At 66.1% G+C, this 17,210-nt stretch carries 16 protein-coding genes and 1 tRNA gene; 11 read left to right on the forward strand and 6 right to left on the reverse strand.

The window, feature by feature from the left end; genetic code table 11:
* Nucleotides 1-3 precede the first annotated feature (3 nt).
* Nucleotides 4-657, forward strand: a complete 654-nt coding sequence (locus tag ACZ45C_RS13290) for a hypothetical protein (RefSeq protein WP_460561153.1) — start codon at nucleotides 4-6, stop codon at nucleotides 655-657.
* 36 nt (nucleotides 658-693) lie between these two features.
* Here the strand turns inward: ACZ45C_RS13290 and ACZ45C_RS13295 are convergent, their stop codons facing one another.
* Nucleotides 694-2,085, reverse strand: a complete 1,392-nt coding sequence (locus tag ACZ45C_RS13295) for a signal recognition particle protein Srp54 (protein ID WP_460561151.1) — start codon at nucleotides 2,083-2,085, stop codon at nucleotides 694-696.
* 253 nt (nucleotides 2,086-2,338) lie between these two features.
* On the opposite strand from ACZ45C_RS13295, the gene ACZ45C_RS13300 reads away from it, so the two are divergent.
* The 5 genes from ACZ45C_RS13300 to ACZ45C_RS13320 are packed head-to-tail and all read left to right on the forward strand — an operon-like array spanning nucleotide 2,339 to nucleotide 8,384.
* Nucleotides 2,339-3,463: a BMP family lipoprotein gene (locus ACZ45C_RS13300; RefSeq protein ID WP_460561149.1), complete on the forward strand. Its 1,125-nt coding sequence runs from the start codon at nucleotides 2,339-2,341 to the stop codon at nucleotides 3,461-3,463.
* Between the two features lie 49 nt (nucleotides 3,464-3,512).
* Nucleotides 3,513-5,084: an ABC transporter ATP-binding protein gene (locus tag ACZ45C_RS13305; RefSeq protein WP_460561147.1), complete on the forward strand. Its 1,572-nt coding sequence runs from the start codon at nucleotides 3,513-3,515 to the stop codon at nucleotides 5,082-5,084.
* Nucleotides 5,081-6,211 carry an ABC transporter permease gene (locus tag ACZ45C_RS13310; RefSeq protein ID WP_460561145.1) on the forward strand — a complete coding sequence of 377 codons (1,131 nt, stop codon included), beginning with the start codon at nucleotides 5,081-5,083 and terminating at the stop codon, nucleotides 6,209-6,211. The genes ACZ45C_RS13305 and ACZ45C_RS13310 overlap by 4 nt, the downstream gene beginning before the upstream one ends.
* On the forward strand, nucleotides 6,208-7,221 hold the full coding sequence (locus tag ACZ45C_RS13315) for an ABC transporter permease (RefSeq protein ID WP_460561143.1): 1,014 nt from the start codon (nucleotides 6,208-6,210) through the stop codon (nucleotides 7,219-7,221). The genes ACZ45C_RS13310 and ACZ45C_RS13315 overlap by 4 nt, the downstream gene beginning before the upstream one ends.
* 44 nt (nucleotides 7,222-7,265) lie before the next feature.
* Entirely contained in the window at nucleotides 7,266-8,384 is a 1,119-nt protein-coding gene (locus ACZ45C_RS13320) for a TrmB family transcriptional regulator (protein WP_460561141.1), read from the forward strand.
* 42 nt (nucleotides 8,385-8,426) lie between these two features.
* On the opposite strand, the gene ACZ45C_RS13325 is transcribed toward ACZ45C_RS13320, so the two are convergent.
* Nucleotides 8,427-9,311 (reverse strand): pantoate kinase, encoded by an 885-nt coding sequence (locus tag ACZ45C_RS13325; protein WP_460561139.1) that lies wholly within the window; start codon nucleotides 9,309-9,311, stop codon nucleotides 8,427-8,429.
* A 114-nt stretch (nucleotides 9,312-9,425) separates the two neighbouring features.
* Here ACZ45C_RS13325 and ACZ45C_RS13330 point away from each other — a divergent pair, with 114 nt between their 5' ends.
* From ACZ45C_RS13330 to ACZ45C_RS13340, 3 genes are all read left to right on the forward strand, one after another.
* Nucleotides 9,426-9,959: a DUF6677 family protein gene (locus tag ACZ45C_RS13330; protein ID WP_460561137.1), complete on the forward strand. Its 534-nt coding sequence runs from the start codon at nucleotides 9,426-9,428 to the stop codon at nucleotides 9,957-9,959.
* A gap of 102 nt (nucleotides 9,960-10,061) precedes the next feature.
* Complete coding sequence (locus ACZ45C_RS13335) at nucleotides 10,062-10,568, forward strand: FlaD/FlaE family flagellar protein (protein WP_460561135.1); 507 nt, start codon at nucleotides 10,062-10,064, stop codon at nucleotides 10,566-10,568.
* Complete coding sequence (locus tag ACZ45C_RS13340) at nucleotides 10,565-11,617, forward strand: hypothetical protein (RefSeq protein ID WP_460561133.1); 1,053 nt, start codon at nucleotides 10,565-10,567, stop codon at nucleotides 11,615-11,617. The genes ACZ45C_RS13335 and ACZ45C_RS13340 overlap by 4 nt, the downstream gene beginning before the upstream one ends.
* A gap of 79 nt (nucleotides 11,618-11,696) precedes the next feature.
* On the opposite strand, the gene ACZ45C_RS13345 is transcribed toward ACZ45C_RS13340, so the two are convergent.
* The 3 genes from ACZ45C_RS13345 to ACZ45C_RS13355 form a co-directional block, all read right to left on the reverse strand.
* The gene (locus tag ACZ45C_RS13345; protein WP_460561131.1) at nucleotides 11,697-12,167 is read right to left on the reverse strand and encodes a hypothetical protein; all 471 of its coding nucleotides are present in this window, start codon (nucleotides 12,165-12,167) and stop codon (nucleotides 11,697-11,699) included.
* A 37-nt stretch (nucleotides 12,168-12,204) separates the two neighbouring features.
* Entirely contained in the window at nucleotides 12,205-13,431 is a 1,227-nt protein-coding gene (locus ACZ45C_RS13350; protein ID WP_460561129.1) for an RNA-guided endonuclease InsQ/TnpB family protein, read from the reverse strand.
* Nucleotides 13,432-13,607: 176 nt separating this feature from the next.
* A tRNA-Gln gene (locus tag ACZ45C_RS13355) sits at nucleotides 13,608-13,756 on the reverse strand.
* A 319-nt stretch (nucleotides 13,757-14,075) separates the two neighbouring features.
* On the opposite strand from ACZ45C_RS13355, the gene ACZ45C_RS13360 reads away from it, so the two are divergent.
* Entirely contained in the window at nucleotides 14,076-14,408 is a 333-nt protein-coding gene (locus ACZ45C_RS13360) for a hypothetical protein (protein ID WP_460561128.1), read from the forward strand.
* 98 nt (nucleotides 14,409-14,506) lie between these two features.
* Here ACZ45C_RS13360 and ACZ45C_RS13365 read toward each other — a convergent pair whose 3' ends face one another.
* Nucleotides 14,507-15,640, reverse strand: a complete 1,134-nt coding sequence (locus ACZ45C_RS13365) for a zinc ribbon domain-containing protein (protein ID WP_460561126.1) — start codon at nucleotides 15,638-15,640, stop codon at nucleotides 14,507-14,509.
* Between the two features lie 215 nt (nucleotides 15,641-15,855).
* On the opposite strand from ACZ45C_RS13365, the gene ACZ45C_RS13370 reads away from it, so the two are divergent.
* Nucleotides 15,856-17,166, forward strand: coding sequence for a DUF7504 family protein (locus tag ACZ45C_RS13370; protein ID WP_460561124.1), 1,311 nt, complete (start codon nucleotides 15,856-15,858; stop codon nucleotides 17,164-17,166).
* The last annotated feature ends 44 nt before the right edge of the window (nucleotides 17,167-17,210 follow it).

A 17,210-nucleotide genomic window follows, 5' to 3' on the forward strand; every position in this document is an offset into this window, starting at 1 on the left:
CCCATGGACGAGAAGACCGCTGACCTCCGCGACATCTTCGTCGAGACGACGGGCGGGGAGACCGTCACCGAGCGGCAGACGGCCGCGCGCGGGACGCTCACCGACCGCGACGCGGCGGCGGTCGACGAGCGCGTCCGCGAACTGGTCGCGGCGATGCGCGATCGGTACGGCTTCTCGACCGACCTCGACGACGCGACCTACGCGCGGATCGCGCGCGCTCGCTTCGAGGAGTCGGACGACGCGGCGATCGCGACTCGACTCGAACGAGGTGAGGAGACGGGAGACGCCGACGGCGGAGACGACCGGATCGATCCCGAGACCTCTCGAGACGCCCGTCTCGACCTCCACCTCGTCTGCGAACGCGACCGCGAGGTCGACGGGGACGCGTTCGCGTACGAGGAGCTGAAGCGGCTCACTGCGGCGGGGACTTCCATCGCCGAGTGCGCGGACGCGCTCGACGCCGACCCCGACGCCGTCGCGAAGTACGCCCGCGTCGCGCGCGTCGATCTGACCTCCACGCGCGCGAACGACCGGTTCCGCGACGAGTTCCGCGACCTCCTCACCGACGCCGAGATCGAGGGGTCACACGCCGCCGACGCCCGCGAGGACGGGCTCGAAGAGGCGACGGAGGACATCGAGACGGACGTGTCGCTGTGACGCCCGTCGCGTGAAAGGCGACGGGTCGGCGACCGCCTAGAAGGGCCCCTTACCGCCGCCCATCATGTCGCCGAGGCCGCCGCCCTCGCCGCCCATCTTCTTCATCATGCGCTGCATGTCGCCCTCGCCCATCCCCTGGAACTGACCGATCGTCTCCTCCATCATCGAGTGCTGTTCGAGCAGCTGTTGGACCGTTTCCTCGTCGGTGCCGGAGCCGCGAGCGATCCGCTCGACGCGCGACTGGCCGACGACGCGGGGGTTCTCCAGCTCCGTTTCCGTCATCGAGTCCATGATGCGCTCGAACCGCCGCATCCGGTCTTGGGTCACGTCCATCGCGTCGTCGGGAAGCTGGTCCATCATCCCGCCGCCCATGCCGGGGATCATGTCCATCACCTGATCGAGCGGCCCCATCCGGTTCATCGCGTCCATCTGCTTTTTCATGTCCTTCAGGGTGAACTCGCCCTGGAGCATGTCCTCGGGGTCCCAGTCGTCGTCCTCCTCCGTGGCCTCCTGCATCGCGCGCTCGACGCGCTCGGAGAGCTGCTTGAGATCCCCCATGCCGAGCAGCCGCGAGATGAACCCGGAGGGCTCGAACCGCTCGATGTCTTGGACCGTCTCGCCGGTCCCGAGGAAGGCGATGGAGGAGTCGGTCTCGTTGACAGCGGTGAGCGCGCCGCCGCCCTTGGCCGTCCCGTCGAGTTTGGTGATCATCACGCCCTCGATACCGATCGACTCCTCGAACTGGCGGGCCTGTTCTTTGGCACCCTGTCCGATCGCGGCGTCCAACACGAGCAGAGAGCGGTCGGGGTCGACGACGCTGTCGATCTCCTCGATCTCCTCGATGAGGTCGTCTTCGAGCGCGTGCCGCCCGGCCGTGTCCACGATGTGCACGTCGGCGTCTTCGGTCTCCGCGAGTCCCGTCCGCGCGATTTCGACGGGATCGTCCGCGTCGGGGTCGCCGTAGAAGTCGACCTCGGCGCGCTCGCACATCTGTTTGGCCTGGTCGTACGCGCCCGGCCGGAAGGTGTCGGTCTGGATGACCGCGGGGCGAAGCCCCTTCTTCGAGAACCACCACGCCATCTTGGCGGCGGACGTGGTCTTCCCGGAACCCTGCAGGCCAGCGAGTAAGATGGTCTGGTTTTCGAGGGGGAGATCGGTGGAGTCGCCCACCAGCTCGACCATCTCCTCGTAGACGATCTTGAGGACGTGGTCCTTCGCGGTGGTGCCGCCCGGCGGCTCCTCGTCGAGCGCGCGAGCCTTGATCGAGTCGGACAGCTCCATCACGAGGGAGACGTCGACGTCGGCCGAGAGGAGCGACCGCTGGATCTCCTTGACGATCTCCTCGACGTCGCTCTCTTCGAGCCGGCGTTTCCCCTGGAGCTTGTCGAGGCTGCCCCGCAGGGAGCTTCCGAGGTCGTCGAGTACCATTTGCCGGAGCTAGGCGGGCGACGCGGTAAAGCTTTGTTCGTCGGCGTTCGTCGACGCCCGGGACCGGTTCCGACCGATCTCGATGGCGCTCCCTTCGACGACCGCGGACGTTCCGATCTGGGGAACGGTCAAAGTGAATGTGTGATGAACGACTTCATCCACATTCGTCCGGTTGTGAGCACAGATCTGCAAAGAAAGAACTCGATCACAAATAAGTTTATAATGTGTGGCTGAGGAATGTCCAGATACATCCATGACAGATAGACAGGCCGAAACCGGCGGGTCAGCGGATATCTCCCGGCGGACGATTCTCGCATCCGGTGGCACGCTCGCAACGGCAACGCTCCTCGCCGGCTGTCTCAGTGGCGACGGAGGCGACGGAAGCGACGGCGGCGATGGGGGATCGGGCGACTCGACTACGGAGGTCGCGATCATCTCGAGTCCCGCCGGGTTCGACGACAACGCGTTCAACGACAACGCGGTTCAGGGGCTCGAGGAGGCGTCCGAGGAGTTCGACCTCGAGTACACGACCGTCGAGGAGACCGAGGAGGCCCAGTACGAGTCGGTACAGGCCGACGTGGCCGAGAGCGGCTACGACCTCATCATCTGCGTCGGTGACAACCACACCGACCCGCTGACGACGAACGCCGAGGAGTATCCGGATCAGAACTGGATGCTCATCAACAACGTCGTCGAGGGGGCCGACAACGTCTCCGGGTGGATCGAGATGAACAACGAGATGTCGTTCCTCGCGGGCGTCGCCGCGGGCGTGATGACTCAGCAGGAGTTCGAGTACGAGGGTAGCTCGACCGACCCCGACGGGTCGACGGTCGGCTTCGTCGGCGGCGAGGACATCCCGCTGATCAACGCGTTCGAGCAGTCGTACATTGAGGGCGTCGAGTGGGTCGACGACAGCATCGAGGTCCTCACCGGCTACGGCGGGAGCTTCTCCGACACGGGCGCGACTAACGACGTGGCCGCGTCCCAGATCGACGACGGGGCCGACATCGTCTGGCACGCCGCGTCCGCGGCGGGCGGCGGCGTCTTCTCGGCGGCCCAGGAGGCGGGCCGCTTCGCGCTTGGCGTCGACGTGGACCAGTCGGTGACCGAAGAGCAGTACCAAGACGTCATCCTCGGATCGGCGATCAAGGCGCTCAACGAGGCGACCTACACCGTCTCCGAGGCGGTCGTCAACGGCAACTTCTCCGAGTACGTCGGCGAGCAGAACCTCTCCGTCGAGCAGGGGAGTATCGACTTCGTCGTGGGACAGGCGTTCGAGGGTGAACTGCCCGACGTGCTGACCCAGAACATCCAAGACGCGAAGGAGGGCTTCGAGAACGACGAGATTGAGCTGACCTGCGGCCCGACCAGCTGCTGAACGGCTCCCCGCAGTTCCGTCCCAATTTATCATCCATCATGAGAACACGATGACGCGTAACGCACCTGCGGTCCGCCTCGACGGCATCACGAAGCGGTTCGGCGACGTGGTCGCCAACGACGACGTCGACTTCACGCTTGAGAGCGGGTCGATCCACGCCCTCCTCGGCGAGAACGGGTCTGGAAAGACCACGCTGATGAGCGTCCTATACGGGCTCTACGACCAGAACAGCGGAACGATTCACGTCGACGGCGAGGAGCGGACGTTCGACTCGCCGCGCGACGCCATGGACGCCGGGATCGGGATGATTCACCAGCACTTCCAGCTCGTGAAGCCGATGACGGTCCTCCAGAACATCGTGCTCGGCCACGAGCCGACGGCCGGCGGAACGGTCGACGAAGCGAGCGCCAGAGCCGACATCGCGGACATCTGCGAGCGGTACGGATTCGACATCGACCGGCATCTCGACACGCCGATCGAGGATCTCGACCTCGGGGCCCAACAGCGGGTCGAGATCGTCAAGAGCCTCTACCGCGGCGCGGAGATCCTCGTGCTCGACGAGCCGACCGCGGTGCTCACTCCCCAGGAGGTCGACGGACTGATGGAGGTCATGAACGACCTCCGGGCCGACGGCCGGTCACTGATATTCATCTCGCACAAGCTCGACGAGGCGCTCGCGATCGCCGACGACATCACGGTGCTCCGCGACGGAGCGGCCGTCGGGACCGTCCCCGCCGACGAGACGACAGAGCAGGACCTCGCGCGCATGATGGTCGGCCGAGAGGTCCTCTTCGACCGGCTGGACCGAGAGCCGGGCACCGGCGATCCCGTCCTCGAAGTCGAGGCGCTTCGGATGCGCGGGGACCGCGGCCGCGAGCAGGTCGACGGCGTCGACCTCACCGTCCGCGAGGGAGAGATCCTCGGGATCGCGGGCGTCCAGGGGAACGGACAGAGCGAACTGATCGAGGGGATCACGGGGCTCCGGACGCCGTCAGACGGGATCGTGCGGCTCGACGGCACGGACATCACCGACCGGAGCCGCCGCGACCGGATCGAAGACGGGATCGCGTACATTCCCGAGGACCGGCAGACGGAGGGGCTCGTCCAGGAGTACACGCTCCAGCGGAACGCTCTCCTCGGGAACCAGACGATCGAGCCGTACGCGAAGGGCGGCTTCATCGACTGGGAGGCGGTCGACGACCACGCCGCGGACGTGATAGAGGAGTACGACGTTCAGCCGCCGAACCCGGAAGCCGACGCGGAGTCGCTCTCCGGCGGAAACCAACAGAAGTTCATCGTCGGTCGGGAGATCGGTCACGATCCGGACGTGCTCGTCGCCTCGCACCCGACGCGCGGCGTCGACATCGGATCGATCGAATTCATTCACAGTCGGCTGATGGAACTCCGCGACGAGGGGGTCGGGATACTGATGGTCTCCTCGAAGCTCGAAGAGATCCAGAAGCTCTCCGATCGCATCGCGGTGATGTACGAGGGCGAGTTCATCGACACTGTCGATCCCGAGTCGGTCACCGAGTCCGACCTGGGCCTCCTGATGGCCGGACAGACGCTGGCGGAGGAGTCAGACGGAGCGGGCGACGCCGACGGAGGTGTCACGTCGTGAGCGAGTCTGGGAGCGACGCGACCGGAGCGCTCGACGCGGTCGCCGCCCGTCTGCTCGATGCGTCGGTCCTCGAACGGCTCGGGGTCGCGGCCGCGTCGACGGCGCTGGCTCTCGTCATCGGCCTCGTGATCGCCGCGCTCGCCGGCTACGACCCGATCCGGTTCGCCGGTCAGCTGGTGGTCGGTGCCTTCGGAAACGAGCGGGCGATCGCTCGCACCCTCCGGGGGACGACGCTTTTCGTCTTGACCGGCGTCGCCGTCGCGGTCGCGTTCCGCGCTGGAGTCTTCAACATCGGCGTTCAGGGACAGTTCGTCGTCGGCGGTTTCTCGACAGCCGTCGCAATCATCTGGCTTGGCGGGTTCGTGCCCGAGGGCACGGTCGGCGGAATCGTCCTGATCGTGTTCGGAACGCTCGCCGGCGTCGTCGCCGGGGGACTGTACGGCGCGCTCCCCGGCATGATGAAGGCGTACGGCGACGCCAACGAGATCATCACGACGATCATGTTGAACTTCATCGCCACCGGCTTCGTCGGCTACCTCGTGGCCGGGCCGTTCGGCGATCCCGAGGCCACTGCCACTCGGACAAGGCGACTCCCGGAGAGCGTGGAGCTACCGCGGTTCGTCTTCGGCGACCCGAACCTGTCTATCGTCGGGATCCTCCTCATGCTCGGAGTGATCGCCGTCGTCACCGTGATCATGACGCGAACGCAGTTCGGGTACGACATGGTCACGAGCGGCTACCAGGACACGGCCGCGACGTACTCCGGCGTCGACGCGAAGCGGATGGTCATCTCGACGATGGCGCTGTCCGGGATGATCGCCGGACTGACCGGTGCGCTGTTCGTGATAATGATACAGGGATACTACACCGACCCCTCCGGTATCGGCAACTACGGGTTCGACGCGATCGCCGTGAGCCTGCTCGCGGCGAACAACCCGCTCGGAGTGCTTCCGGCGGGACTGCTGTTCGGCGGGCTCGAATCCGCGGGCTCGTACGTGCAGATCAACAGCGACGTTCCCGTCCAGCTGATCGACGGGATCGTCGGTCTCGTCGTCCTCTTCGTGGCGGTGCCGGAGCTGTTCCGGATGATAGCCCTCCGTACTGGTCTCGGAGGTGACGCTGAATGAGCCTTACAGACGCTCTGACGGCCGACCGACTCCGGGTCGGTGGCGTCTCGCTTCTGGTCCTCGCGGGACTCGGCGCGATCCTCTCCGTGGGATTCGGCGTCGACCTCGCCCGGCTCATCACGCCCGGGTTTGTTACTCGGACGTTGGAGATGGCGACGCCGATCGCTCTCGCCGCCGTCGGAGGATTGTACGCCGAAAAAAGCGGCGTGTTCAACATCGGGCTCGAAGGGTTCATGATCGTCGGCGCGTTCACCACGGCGGGAACGATGTTCGCGCTCGGGGGCACGTCCCCGACCCAGGCGCACGTGTGGGCCGCCGTCGTCACCGGCGTCGTCGTCGCGGTAGCGCTCACGACGGTATTCGCCGTGCTGTTGATCCGGTACAAGGCCGACCAGATCGTCGCCGGGCTGGCCGTGTGGTTCATCGGACTCGGCTTCGCCCCGTTCGCCGCCGCGCTGATCTGGGGCAGCCGATCGAGCCCCGGGCTCGAAAGCGTCGACAGAATCGCGTTCGGTCTGTCGCCGTTGGTCTTCCTCGCGGCCCTCCTCGTCTCCGCGGCCTGGGTGGTCCTGTATCGCACCCGATACGGCTACTGGGTACAGGCGGCGGGAGAGAACCCCGAAGCGCTCGATACCGCCGGCGTCAACGTCAACCGAGTCCGCTACGCGACGGTGATCTTCTCCGGTGCGATGGCGGGTCTGGGCGGTGCCGTGCTGCTCGCACACGCGGGGAACTTCGTCGGGACCGGCTCGACCATGGTCGACGGGCGGGGGTGGATCGCGATCGTCGCGTACCTGTTCGGAAACTACAACCCGGTCGGTGCGGCCGCGGCCGCGTTGCTTTTCGGTGCGCTCGACATGCTGAACGTCCAGTTCCAGACGGTCGGTGTCGACGTGCCGGCGCGGCTGGTCAACCTGCTCCCGTACGTCGCGGTGCTCGTCGTGCTCACGGCCTACGGAAAGACGCGAATTCCGTCCGTCGTCGGTGAGCCGTACGAGACCGAGGAGTGAGATCACCGACAACGATACCACCGTCCGCCTCCCATCGAACCGATATGTCGACGGACGACGCCTCCCTCCGCGAGCAACTGAAGTCGTTCGGGTTCTCGGACAAGGAGGTCGATACGTACACCGCCCTGCTCGCGCACGGGGAAGCGAAAGCCAGCGATATCGCACAGAGCGCCGGCGTTTCCAAGCGATACGTCTACAACGTCTTCAGCCACTTCGAGGAGCGGGGCCTCGTCGAGATGCGCGATCACGAGACGCCGACGACCGCACGGGCGGTGGATCCGTCGACGGTCGTCGAGCAGCTCTCCGACCGGTTGTCGTCGCTCGAAGAGCAGCTCGAAGCGATCCACGAGCCCGACCCGGACGTGGACCGCCGGTACGAGGTGATAAAATCGAACTCGACGGTGCGAAAGCGGATCGCTCGGCTCATCCGAAGCGCCGACAACGAGGTGAACGTGTCGGTCCCCGCGTCGCTGCTTCCCGACCTCGCAGAAGACCTCGAAGCGGCGGTCGACCGGGGCGTCTTCACGCTCGTGTTGGTGAACGACGACGGGACCGAATCCGTCCCCGAGGCGGCGCTACAGGGGATCGGCGACGTCGCTCGAGTCTGGGAACACGCCGGACCCATACTGGTCTGCGTCGACCGACGCCACGGACTGTTCTCGCCGCTCGAAGTCATCGTTGGGAACGCGTCCGATCAGCAGGCGATCGGCTTCACCGAAGACCGGCTGTCGCCGCTTCTGGTGGGGTCGTTCCTGGGTAACTACTGGCCGCTCGCGGAGGAGGTGTACGTGCACGATCCGGACGACCTCCCCGCGACCTACGACCGGTTCAGACACGCGGTCCTGGCTGCGACGCTCCACAGACGACGGGGCCGAGAGCTGACCGCCGAGATGGAGGTCCGATCCGCGAACTCCCGCGACGACTACCAGACGCGGCGCGGTCGAGTGATTCGAGTCAAACAGAAGCTGGTCAGACCGGCGACCAACTCGGTCCCGATCGAGAACTCGCTCGTCGTCACCGACGGCGAGGACCACTACACGGTCGACGGTCCCGGCGCGATCACGGAGACGTTCGAAGCCCGCACGGTGACCCTGGACGTAGCCGACGACCGAAGCGAGTCGGTCTCGGAGATGGTGGCTCGGTCGTCGAAGCTCGACGAGTGAGCCGACGGGGCGCGTCGGGGGTTCGTCCGGTGAACCGCAGCCTCACCGGTGAACCGCGGTTTCACCGCCGTCGTCGACAGCAGCGTCGGAGACGAGCCGCGCGCCGGCCGGGTGAACCCGACACGCGTCGGGGTCGTAGCCGGCGTCGGACAGGCCGGTTCCGAGCGCGAAGACGGTCCGGCCGAGCATCGCCATCGCGGCCTCGCCGCCCGCCGCCTCGACCGCGTCGATCGCGGTCTCGACCTCGGGGACGAGGAGGTCGGCCGAGCGAGCGAACTCGCGGGCCGCGGCCATCATGTTCGGGAGTCGCGGGTCGGCGCGGAGCCGGTCGAGCGCCGCCTCGCCGGCGGCGGAGAGCGCGGTCGTGTCGCCGCCCAACACCGCTTCGGTCGACAGCTCGCCGAAGGTGACGTACTCGATCCGGGCGTCCGCGGGGATCCCGTCGAGCGCGCCGACTCCCGGCGCGCCCGGTTCGAGTCGGATCGGGACGCCGCCGCGCGCCTGCGCGACCACGTCGCCGAGCCCGGTGCCCCGGTCCACCTCCGCCTCGTGGGCGATGCGAACCAGTTCGTTCTCCGATCGGCCGCAGTCGAACGCCCGGTTGGCCGCGAGGGCGGCTCCCGAGGCGGCCGCACCGGACACGCCGAACCCGGCGCCGATCGGCAGGTCGGTCTCGACCGAGACGTCGACCGCGGGAACGCCGAGCGCGTCGAGGACGTCCTCGACAGCGCCGATCGCGCCGGAGTCGCCGTCGAGGACCCGAGTTCCGTCGTCGCCGTCGGCCGCCGACACGCCGACGGTGACCCCGTCGGTCAGCGTCACGCCCGCGCCGCGCGACCCGGCGGCCGCGGGTCGGTCGCCGGGGTGAGCGCTGAAGAAGGCCGTGACGTGTCCGGGGACGAACGCGGTCGCCCGCTGCCTGCTCATGCCCGCTCGGAGGCGGTGCCGTCGATTAACGGTTGTTATCCGCGACGATGCGACGGGACCCCGAGTCGTCGGACACCGCAGGCGGTAAATACGTTCCACTCGAACCGGTGGCGTATGCGAAACCAGTTGCGTCCCCTCCTCGCCGCCGCGCTGGCGATGCTGTTTCCGGGGCTCGGCCACCTCGTCTTGCGGCGGTGGGGGCGGGCGCTGCTGTGGCACCTGACGATCGTCGCCGGCGGGGTGGCGCTGTTCGCGTTCTACGACGTGAGCATGGAGGGCTCGATCGGCGCGCCGGCCGAGGCCGCCGAGGCCGCCGCGTCGCTCCCGACGGACATCGCCGTCTCGATCGTGCTCTTGTACGGGCTGTCGGCGATCGACGCGTACGTCGTCGGCCGCGCGGACGCCGCCGCACGCGACCGGGCCGACGCCACCGCTGAGGCGATCCGCCGCCGCGCTGCGAGCGCGGACGACGGCGACGAATCCGAGAGCGACGGCGCTCGTGAGTCGCGATCGCCCGTCGCCGCCGTCACCGGGTCGGATGAGGGGCCGACGGACGTGGAGTGTCCGCACTGCGGCAAAGAGACCGACGCCGACCTTGACTTCTGTCACTGGTGTACGGAGCCCCTTCCGTGGGCCGACGAGGAGTGACACCCGCCGCAGGCGTCGTTTCTCATATCAGATAACTGCGGAGGAACTATCATATATCGTCGTCGTGAGGTCAGGAGTACGGACGCGAACGACGGACGGACTATGAGTCTGAATCCACGGAGATACGACGTACGGGAGCTGCGTCGGATCGCGGACACACCGCGAGTCGACGCAGACGAGGCGGCTCGGGAGCGGTCGCTTCGTCATCCGAACCGGAACCGAGCGGAACAGGCCGCCCGCTCGGCCGCGTTCACCGAACTGCTCCAGCGTCAGCGAGGACAGCGACTGTCCGCCGACGGCGACGGGACTCGACCCGACGACGCCGAAGGCCGCCCGTACCTGCGGGCGGTTCCGGCCTCACCGGAGGCGGAACACGAACTCGGCGAGTGGATCGGCTACCTCGTCGACGTCGGCGGTCACCTGCGGAGCCGCGACGCGCTGTCGTACTACGCCGAACTCGGTTGGATCGAACCCGACGCGGTCGACGCGCTGACGCGTCGACTGGAGGGGTTCGACGCCCCGCGATACGACCGGCCCTTTACCCCCGCAGACCACCGGATCAGCCTCGTCTCCATCGTCCGGATCGCTTCGTGTGCGAGTGAACCATGAGCGACGACGAATCCACGGATATCAACGAATCGGACGAACCGGCAGCGGTGGGCGTGAAACTCGGCAGCACCCGGACGGTGCTCGACATCCCCGACGGACGGGGGGGTCGCGAGCGCCACTCGATACTCACCTGTCTGGCGACCTACGAGGACGCCATCACCGGCGAAGAGAAGGTGCTGTTCGGCGAAGAGGCGGCGGTCGAGTACCCGGACACGGTGCGCTTTATGCTCCGGTCGGGCCTCCCTGAAGACGAAGAGAGCGTTGCGGACGCCGAGCGGTTCTTCGAGGCGGTCGTGGACGCCCACGACGTGCCCGAAGAGAGCGCCGTCGTCTACGCGGTGCCGACCATCGACAATGAGGAGGGCGTCGAGAACCTCACCTCGGTGATCGAGGGGTCGTCGATCGGTCAGATCGAAGCGCGGAGCTTCCCCGAGTCGCTGTGCGGGTCGATTCCCGCCTACGGCGACGGGCTCGACGCGATCGACGAGGTGTTCCTCTCGGTCAACATGGGGTCGACGACGCTGGAGGCGTGCGCCTACCGCCGCGGCGAGCAGCTTTCGCCGTTTTCGACCGGCTCGGTGACCGGTAACGAGGTCGACCGCTGGATCGTCGCCGCCGTCGAAGAGGAGAGCCAAGGGCGGGTCCACATCGACCGGACGACCGCCCGCGAGTACAAAGAGGAGCACGCCGACGTGGGCGACTTCGAGCCGTTCACCGACGTGGTCCAACAGCCCGGCGGCGGGAGCCACGAGTTCACCGTCGACCGCGGCGTTCGCGACCCGGTCGACCGCTACATCGACGACGCGGTCGACGCGGTCGCCAACGAGTTCCTCCCGGGGCTCGCGAACGACCACATGAAGCCGTACCAGCTCGCGCTCGGCCGTCCCATCGCCGTCACCGGCGGCATGGCGTGCATTCCCGGTCTCACGGAGGAGTTCGAAGCGCGGCTCTCGGACGCGCTCGACCGCGATATCGAGGTCGTCTCCCCCGACGATCCCGCGACGGCCGCCGCCGAAGGTGCGGCCCGGATCGCAGAACGGCTGATCTGAGACCGCGGCGTTTCCACTGTTTTCACCGACCCACCTTCGCTGACGGCAGTCGCATCACCGCAGCGGTACCGCTCCCGACTCACACGTCGAAGAGCCGATCCGCGTCCTCCGCTTGCCGACGGTAGATCCCGCGCCCCTTGAGCCGGGGGATCTCGTGGCGGTGGAGCCGCTCGCTCTCGCAGTCGTACACCAGCGGAAAGACGTTCGTCCGTCGGCGAGCGACGGTGTACGACCGCGCGGCGTCGACGAGGGACGGATCGGGATCAGCCACCGGAAACACGACGTAGCCGAGCGGCGTCGTCGATCCCGGCCGATCGTCGATACGGCCGACGAGCACGTCCCGGAACTCGTCCGCGCGTGCGGTGACCGTCCTCGGGTCGGGGTCGGAGTCGTCAACGAGCGTCGCCAGTACGGCGACATCCCCCACGGACGCGTCGTCGTCTCGCGTCACCCACACCGGATCGAATTCGTCCGCCCCGTCGTCGATCGCCTCGAAGCCGTGTTTTCGTCGGTTCGTAGCGACCGTCTCCCGGTACTGGTTCGGATCCATAGCGGCACCACGAACTGCATGGTGAATAGCCTCGGGGTCAAGCTCCGAGGCTTCCTGTTTCGATGACGCGCTTTGCAGACACGCGAGTGGTGTCCGTAGGGAGCGCAGTCTCCACAGGCGTTGATTCGGGCCATCCCAGCCCTAACTCCGAAAATCCTCTCTGCAAGACATTCATCGCCGCGTTCGCGTCACGATCACACTCGAACCCACAGCTTGGACACGAGTGTTCCCTGATCCAGATGGGTTTCACCGTCTCGACACCACATGACGCGCATTCCTTCGTCGTTCCTGCTGCTTCCACCTGAACGACGTGACAGCCGTACAACTCCGCTTTGTATTCGAGAAGTGTAATAAACTGACGCCACGCCGCATCCTGTTTGTTGCGAGTGTTGTGTGGCTGTTCGAGCATCCCCTTCACGTCCAAGTCCTCGACGAATACTGCGTCGTACTCGCGGACGAGCCACGTCGTGAGTTTATGCTGGTAGTCCAGCACTCTCCGACGAATGTGGCGCTTGATCTTTGCCACTTCCCGGCGTTGTTTCTCGTAGTTGCTTGACCCGATCTCCTTGCGAGATAGCTTGCGTTGCTCGTGCTGGAGTCGTTCGTATTCGTCTTCGAGGTCGAGCCAATCCACAGCCTTCCCATCGCTGGTGTGGATGTAGTTGAGGATGCCGAGGTCAATCCCGACGCTATTGCTCGTGTCGAGTGAGTCCACGTCGGGTTTCTCGGGGAGATCAGCATCGTCTGTTTCAAGCCCGAACGAGACGAACCAGTCTCCGGTCGTCTCTTTCTTAACGGTGACCTCTTTGATGGCTGCTTCGTCGGGAATCTCGCGGTGGTAGCGAAGTTTGATATCTCCGATTTTGGAGAGCCAGAGCGTCGCACGTCGACCACTCGTATTTTTGAGTTCGAAGCCAGACTGCGAATACGTCATACTCTGGAACTCCCGCGGTGACTTCCAGTTGAGCTTCCCGACCTTGCGTCCGTTTTGCTTCTGCTCGGAGAGTCCAGTGAGATTCTGGTAGAACCGAGTGACGGTTCGTTGCAGAGCTTTCGAGTGGACCTCTGAGAAGACGGGATAGTTGTCTTTCCAGTCGGAAAGCCGGGAGTGGTGGTTGTACGCAGAGCCGATGTCGTCGGCGTCCACGTTTTCGTACTCGTACAGGGTGTAGTTGTACGCTTGGCGATGAACGTCGATGTGGTAGTCCAGTTCAGCCGCTACCTCTTGTGTCGGGTATGCAGGGTAGCGGTGACTGTACTCCATCGCTGTCTATTGATTAGAGATATGTTGAGTTAATGGTTTGTGTTATGGGTTGTCGGATTCAACTCCGGGATCGAGCCCTGGGGGCATTCTCCTTGTACTCTGTGAAAATGACATACATGGCGGCGGTCGCCGCCGAACGCACTCGAAGCCGTGACTCACGGACGTTCGTGAGAAGATAGTCCCGGGCGGATTCGAACCGCCGTCAATGGCTGACTTCGGGTATCCGCCGAGCGTCTCCGAACACGGACCACGCTCGGGTCTCAACCGCGGACGCGGACGGATTCCCTCCAAAGGCCATTATGATTGGCCACTACACCACGGGACTGCGAGAGAGGATTGCCCGTGCGCACTCAAGTAGGTTACTTTTCGCAGACTTCGAGCGAGTACCCACCTGTTCACACCACACACACTTATGTTATTTGAAATTAAATGTGGCGGGTGACATGTCTCGGCGGACGACCGATCGGCGACCGGATAATGGCGACGCCGTCCATCGCCGCGTGCGGCCCGAGAGGCGTCGGCCGCGTCCGGAGACCGGCCGTCTGGCCGGTTCGCGGGCCGCGACGCGGACCCGCAAGTCAAGCCGTCCGACGGGACGGAGTCAGTTCGGGCGCAGCGCGCTCTGTCTCTCCGGGGTCGCGCTGTTGACAGCGACGAAGTCGGCCGACGCGCTCACGACGGGGATCGGTCTTCGGTTCGTTCCGGGGGTGTACGAGGCGAACCCCGCGGTCGACGCGATGTTGAGCCGCGTCGGTGTCGCGACCGGGTTGATCGTCAGTTCCCTCGTCATCGTCGTCGCGATCACCGCGATCACGGAGATCGCCGCTATCGCCGTCTCGATGCGGCGCCGAGACGGACACCTCGCCCCGCTCGTCCGACTCGCGGGATACGGACTCCCGTCGTCGTTGTTCTCGCTCGTCTCCGTGTACAACGCGACGGTCATCGTCGCAGGGGTGCGGTCTCTCGAACTGATGTGACTCGCTCGGAGCATCGAAAGAGGCACTGATCCGAGGAAATTGGTGATCGGTCGAGGCGCGGGACGCCGGTCGCGACACCTCGGCCGCGGTGAAGTCGCTCAGTTTCCGTCGACGATGTCCCGGGGGTGTGTCGCCTCGTCCGCGGACATCGCGTTCCGCGAGTCGGGGGCCGTGTGGAGCGTCGGGTTCGAGAGGGGGTTCCACCATCGGTCCGGCGTGATGTCGGAAAACGAGCGGTCACAGGCGGGACACGCGGGATCCGTGAGCATCGAGAGATCGACGGACGTCCCGCAGCTTTCGCAGGTCCCCCCGTCGATCCCGAGGTCGATCGCGTCTCGTCGCAGCTCGCCGAGGTCGCGGCGCGCGGTCGCGATCTCCTCGACGGCGTCGGCCGACCGCTCGGCGTCATCGAGGCGGTCGTCGAGCCCGTCTGCGGTCTCGATCAGCCGTTCGAACAGGACTTCGATTTCGTCGAACTCGCCGTCTACCCACGCCTCGAACTCGCCGTACGTCGATTCGAGATCGTCGAGGCTCCGTTCGAGGGCGTCGACGCGTTCATCGAGCGCGTCGGTATCACCGTCGACCTGCGCGTCGATTCGCTCGATCCGCTGGTTGAGGCGCGTGATATCGTCGGTGATGCGATCGGTGAAGCCGTCCTGTCTCGACCGCTGCTGTTCGACATCGAGAGACAGGTCCGACACCTGCCGCCGGAGTTCCGTGACGGTTGTGGCAAGATCGAGCTGTGTGTGAATCGAGTCACGAAGCGCTTGGATCTCGGCCGTGACGGCGTCGTCGGTGGAGGCGTCCGTCGGATCCGTCTCGTCCGACGCGTTCGTCTCGTTCGGCGCGGTCGTCTCGTCCGGTGCGTTACCGACGTCATCGGATTCGTCGCCGGGATCCACCGCGTCGTCGCCCGCGCGTTCACCGCTCGACTGGTCCTCGGTCCTCACGCGCCCGGGACCGTCGACGGGGGGACGACGGTCCGACGGTGACGAGCGCCACTCGGTCAGGCGGTCGCTGTCCGGTCTCGCGCCAGATCCGGAGTCGACGTCGCCCGCCGGCGCGTCCGGAACGACATCGCTCATCTCATCGAGCACCCAGTAGGCGGAGACGAGTCGGTCCAACAGTTCCCCCTCGTCGAGATCGCGGGACTCCGCCGTGTAGTGAAGCCACTCTTGGAACGTGTCGACGTCGACCGAATCGGACTCGTCGGGTTTCCAAGAGTCTGACACAGCCGCACAGTTGGGTGTCCAATAGCTTAATCGTTGGGTCGCGGACGACGGCGACGACGCTGTGCGATAGTTTTTTACTCTGAAATGACCACCGTACAGGAAATGCAGCAGTCGCAGCGACGGACAGATCGACGGATCGGCACGGAGCGGTCGGCGGCGGGTTCCGTCGAACAGAGAGGAACGGGACACGCCGCGCGTACGCGTCACTGTCGTCGATGAGCGACCCGAGATCGAACGATCCGGACTCGTCGGGCGACGCCACGCCACCGTCGGCGGACTCCGTCGACTCCGATGCCACGGCCCGCGTCGATTCCACCGACGCCGGATCGGAGTCGAAGCGACCCTCGCGGTTCAAGTCGCTCCGATCGCGGCTGGAGGGGACCGCCGAGGCGGCGTCATCGGACGATGCCGACCGCGATTCCGAGCCGGCGACCGGGTCGGAGGACGAACCGCCCTCCGATCCGATCGCGAGTCCCGATTCGATCGACGGTGTCGCGTCGGCCGTCGCCGACGAGGGCGACTCGGCGACCGGAGCAGACGAGTGGGAGTGGTCGACGGCCGTCGGTGACGACAGCGGGGAGCCGGAGGCGTCTGAGTCGGATACCAGTGTGGAGGCCACGAACCGGACGGACGCCACCGCGACCGCTGGCGGCGCGAGTGACGGGAGCGACGACGCAGCCGAGGGAAACACGGTCGATGGCTACACGGCCGGCGGCGCTGGCGCACGCGGGCCCGCCGATCCGATCGAGGCTGGCACCCGGACGGACAACCGAAGCGACGACCGAAACGCCGATCGGGGTGAGCGAGTCTGGGACCGCGGCGCAGACGTCGACGGAGCGTCGCCTGCTACCTCGACGGGCGGGGGTGGTGGTCCCGTCTCCGAGGCGGGCTCACCGTCGACAGCGAGTTCCGAGGATCCAGTCACGCACGGGTGGGACGTAGACGCCGGGCTCGATGAGGGGCTTCCCGCTGACCTCGATCCCGGGATGAGCGTGCTCGTTCAGTCCGAGACGCGAGACGACCGCACGGAACACGCCTGTCACACCCTTCTCCGACCTAGTCGGGAGGACGTGACACCGCGGGTACTCCTCGTCCGGTATCAGAAGCTCGATCCCGATCGGTTAGCGGAGATAGCGGCAGGCACGGACCACCTGAAACTGATCGCCATCGGATACACGCAGTCGGTGCCGGCGTCGGTCGACGACGTCGTTGACAGCGTCCAGATCACGAACCCCAACGACATCACCCGCCTGGGGATCGTCGTGTCCGGAACGATAGACGACTGGGCGGACGAGGGCCGACCGATCGCCGTCTGCTTCGACTCGCTGAACGTCGTGTTGAACTACCGCGACGTGAAGAGCACGTTCCGCTTCCTCCACGTGCTTCTCAACACGCTCCACGGCGGCGGGGCGGTCTCGCATTTCCACATCGATCCGATGGCCGGGAACCCGCAGGATCTGAACACGCTCAAACCGCTTTTCGACGAGGTCGTCGCCATCGACTCGACCGGAGTGCACACCGAATGACCGACTGGAGTGCACACCGAATGACCGGTCGGAATCATCCGCGG

This window comes from Halorubrum pallidum (assembly GCF_055380345.1).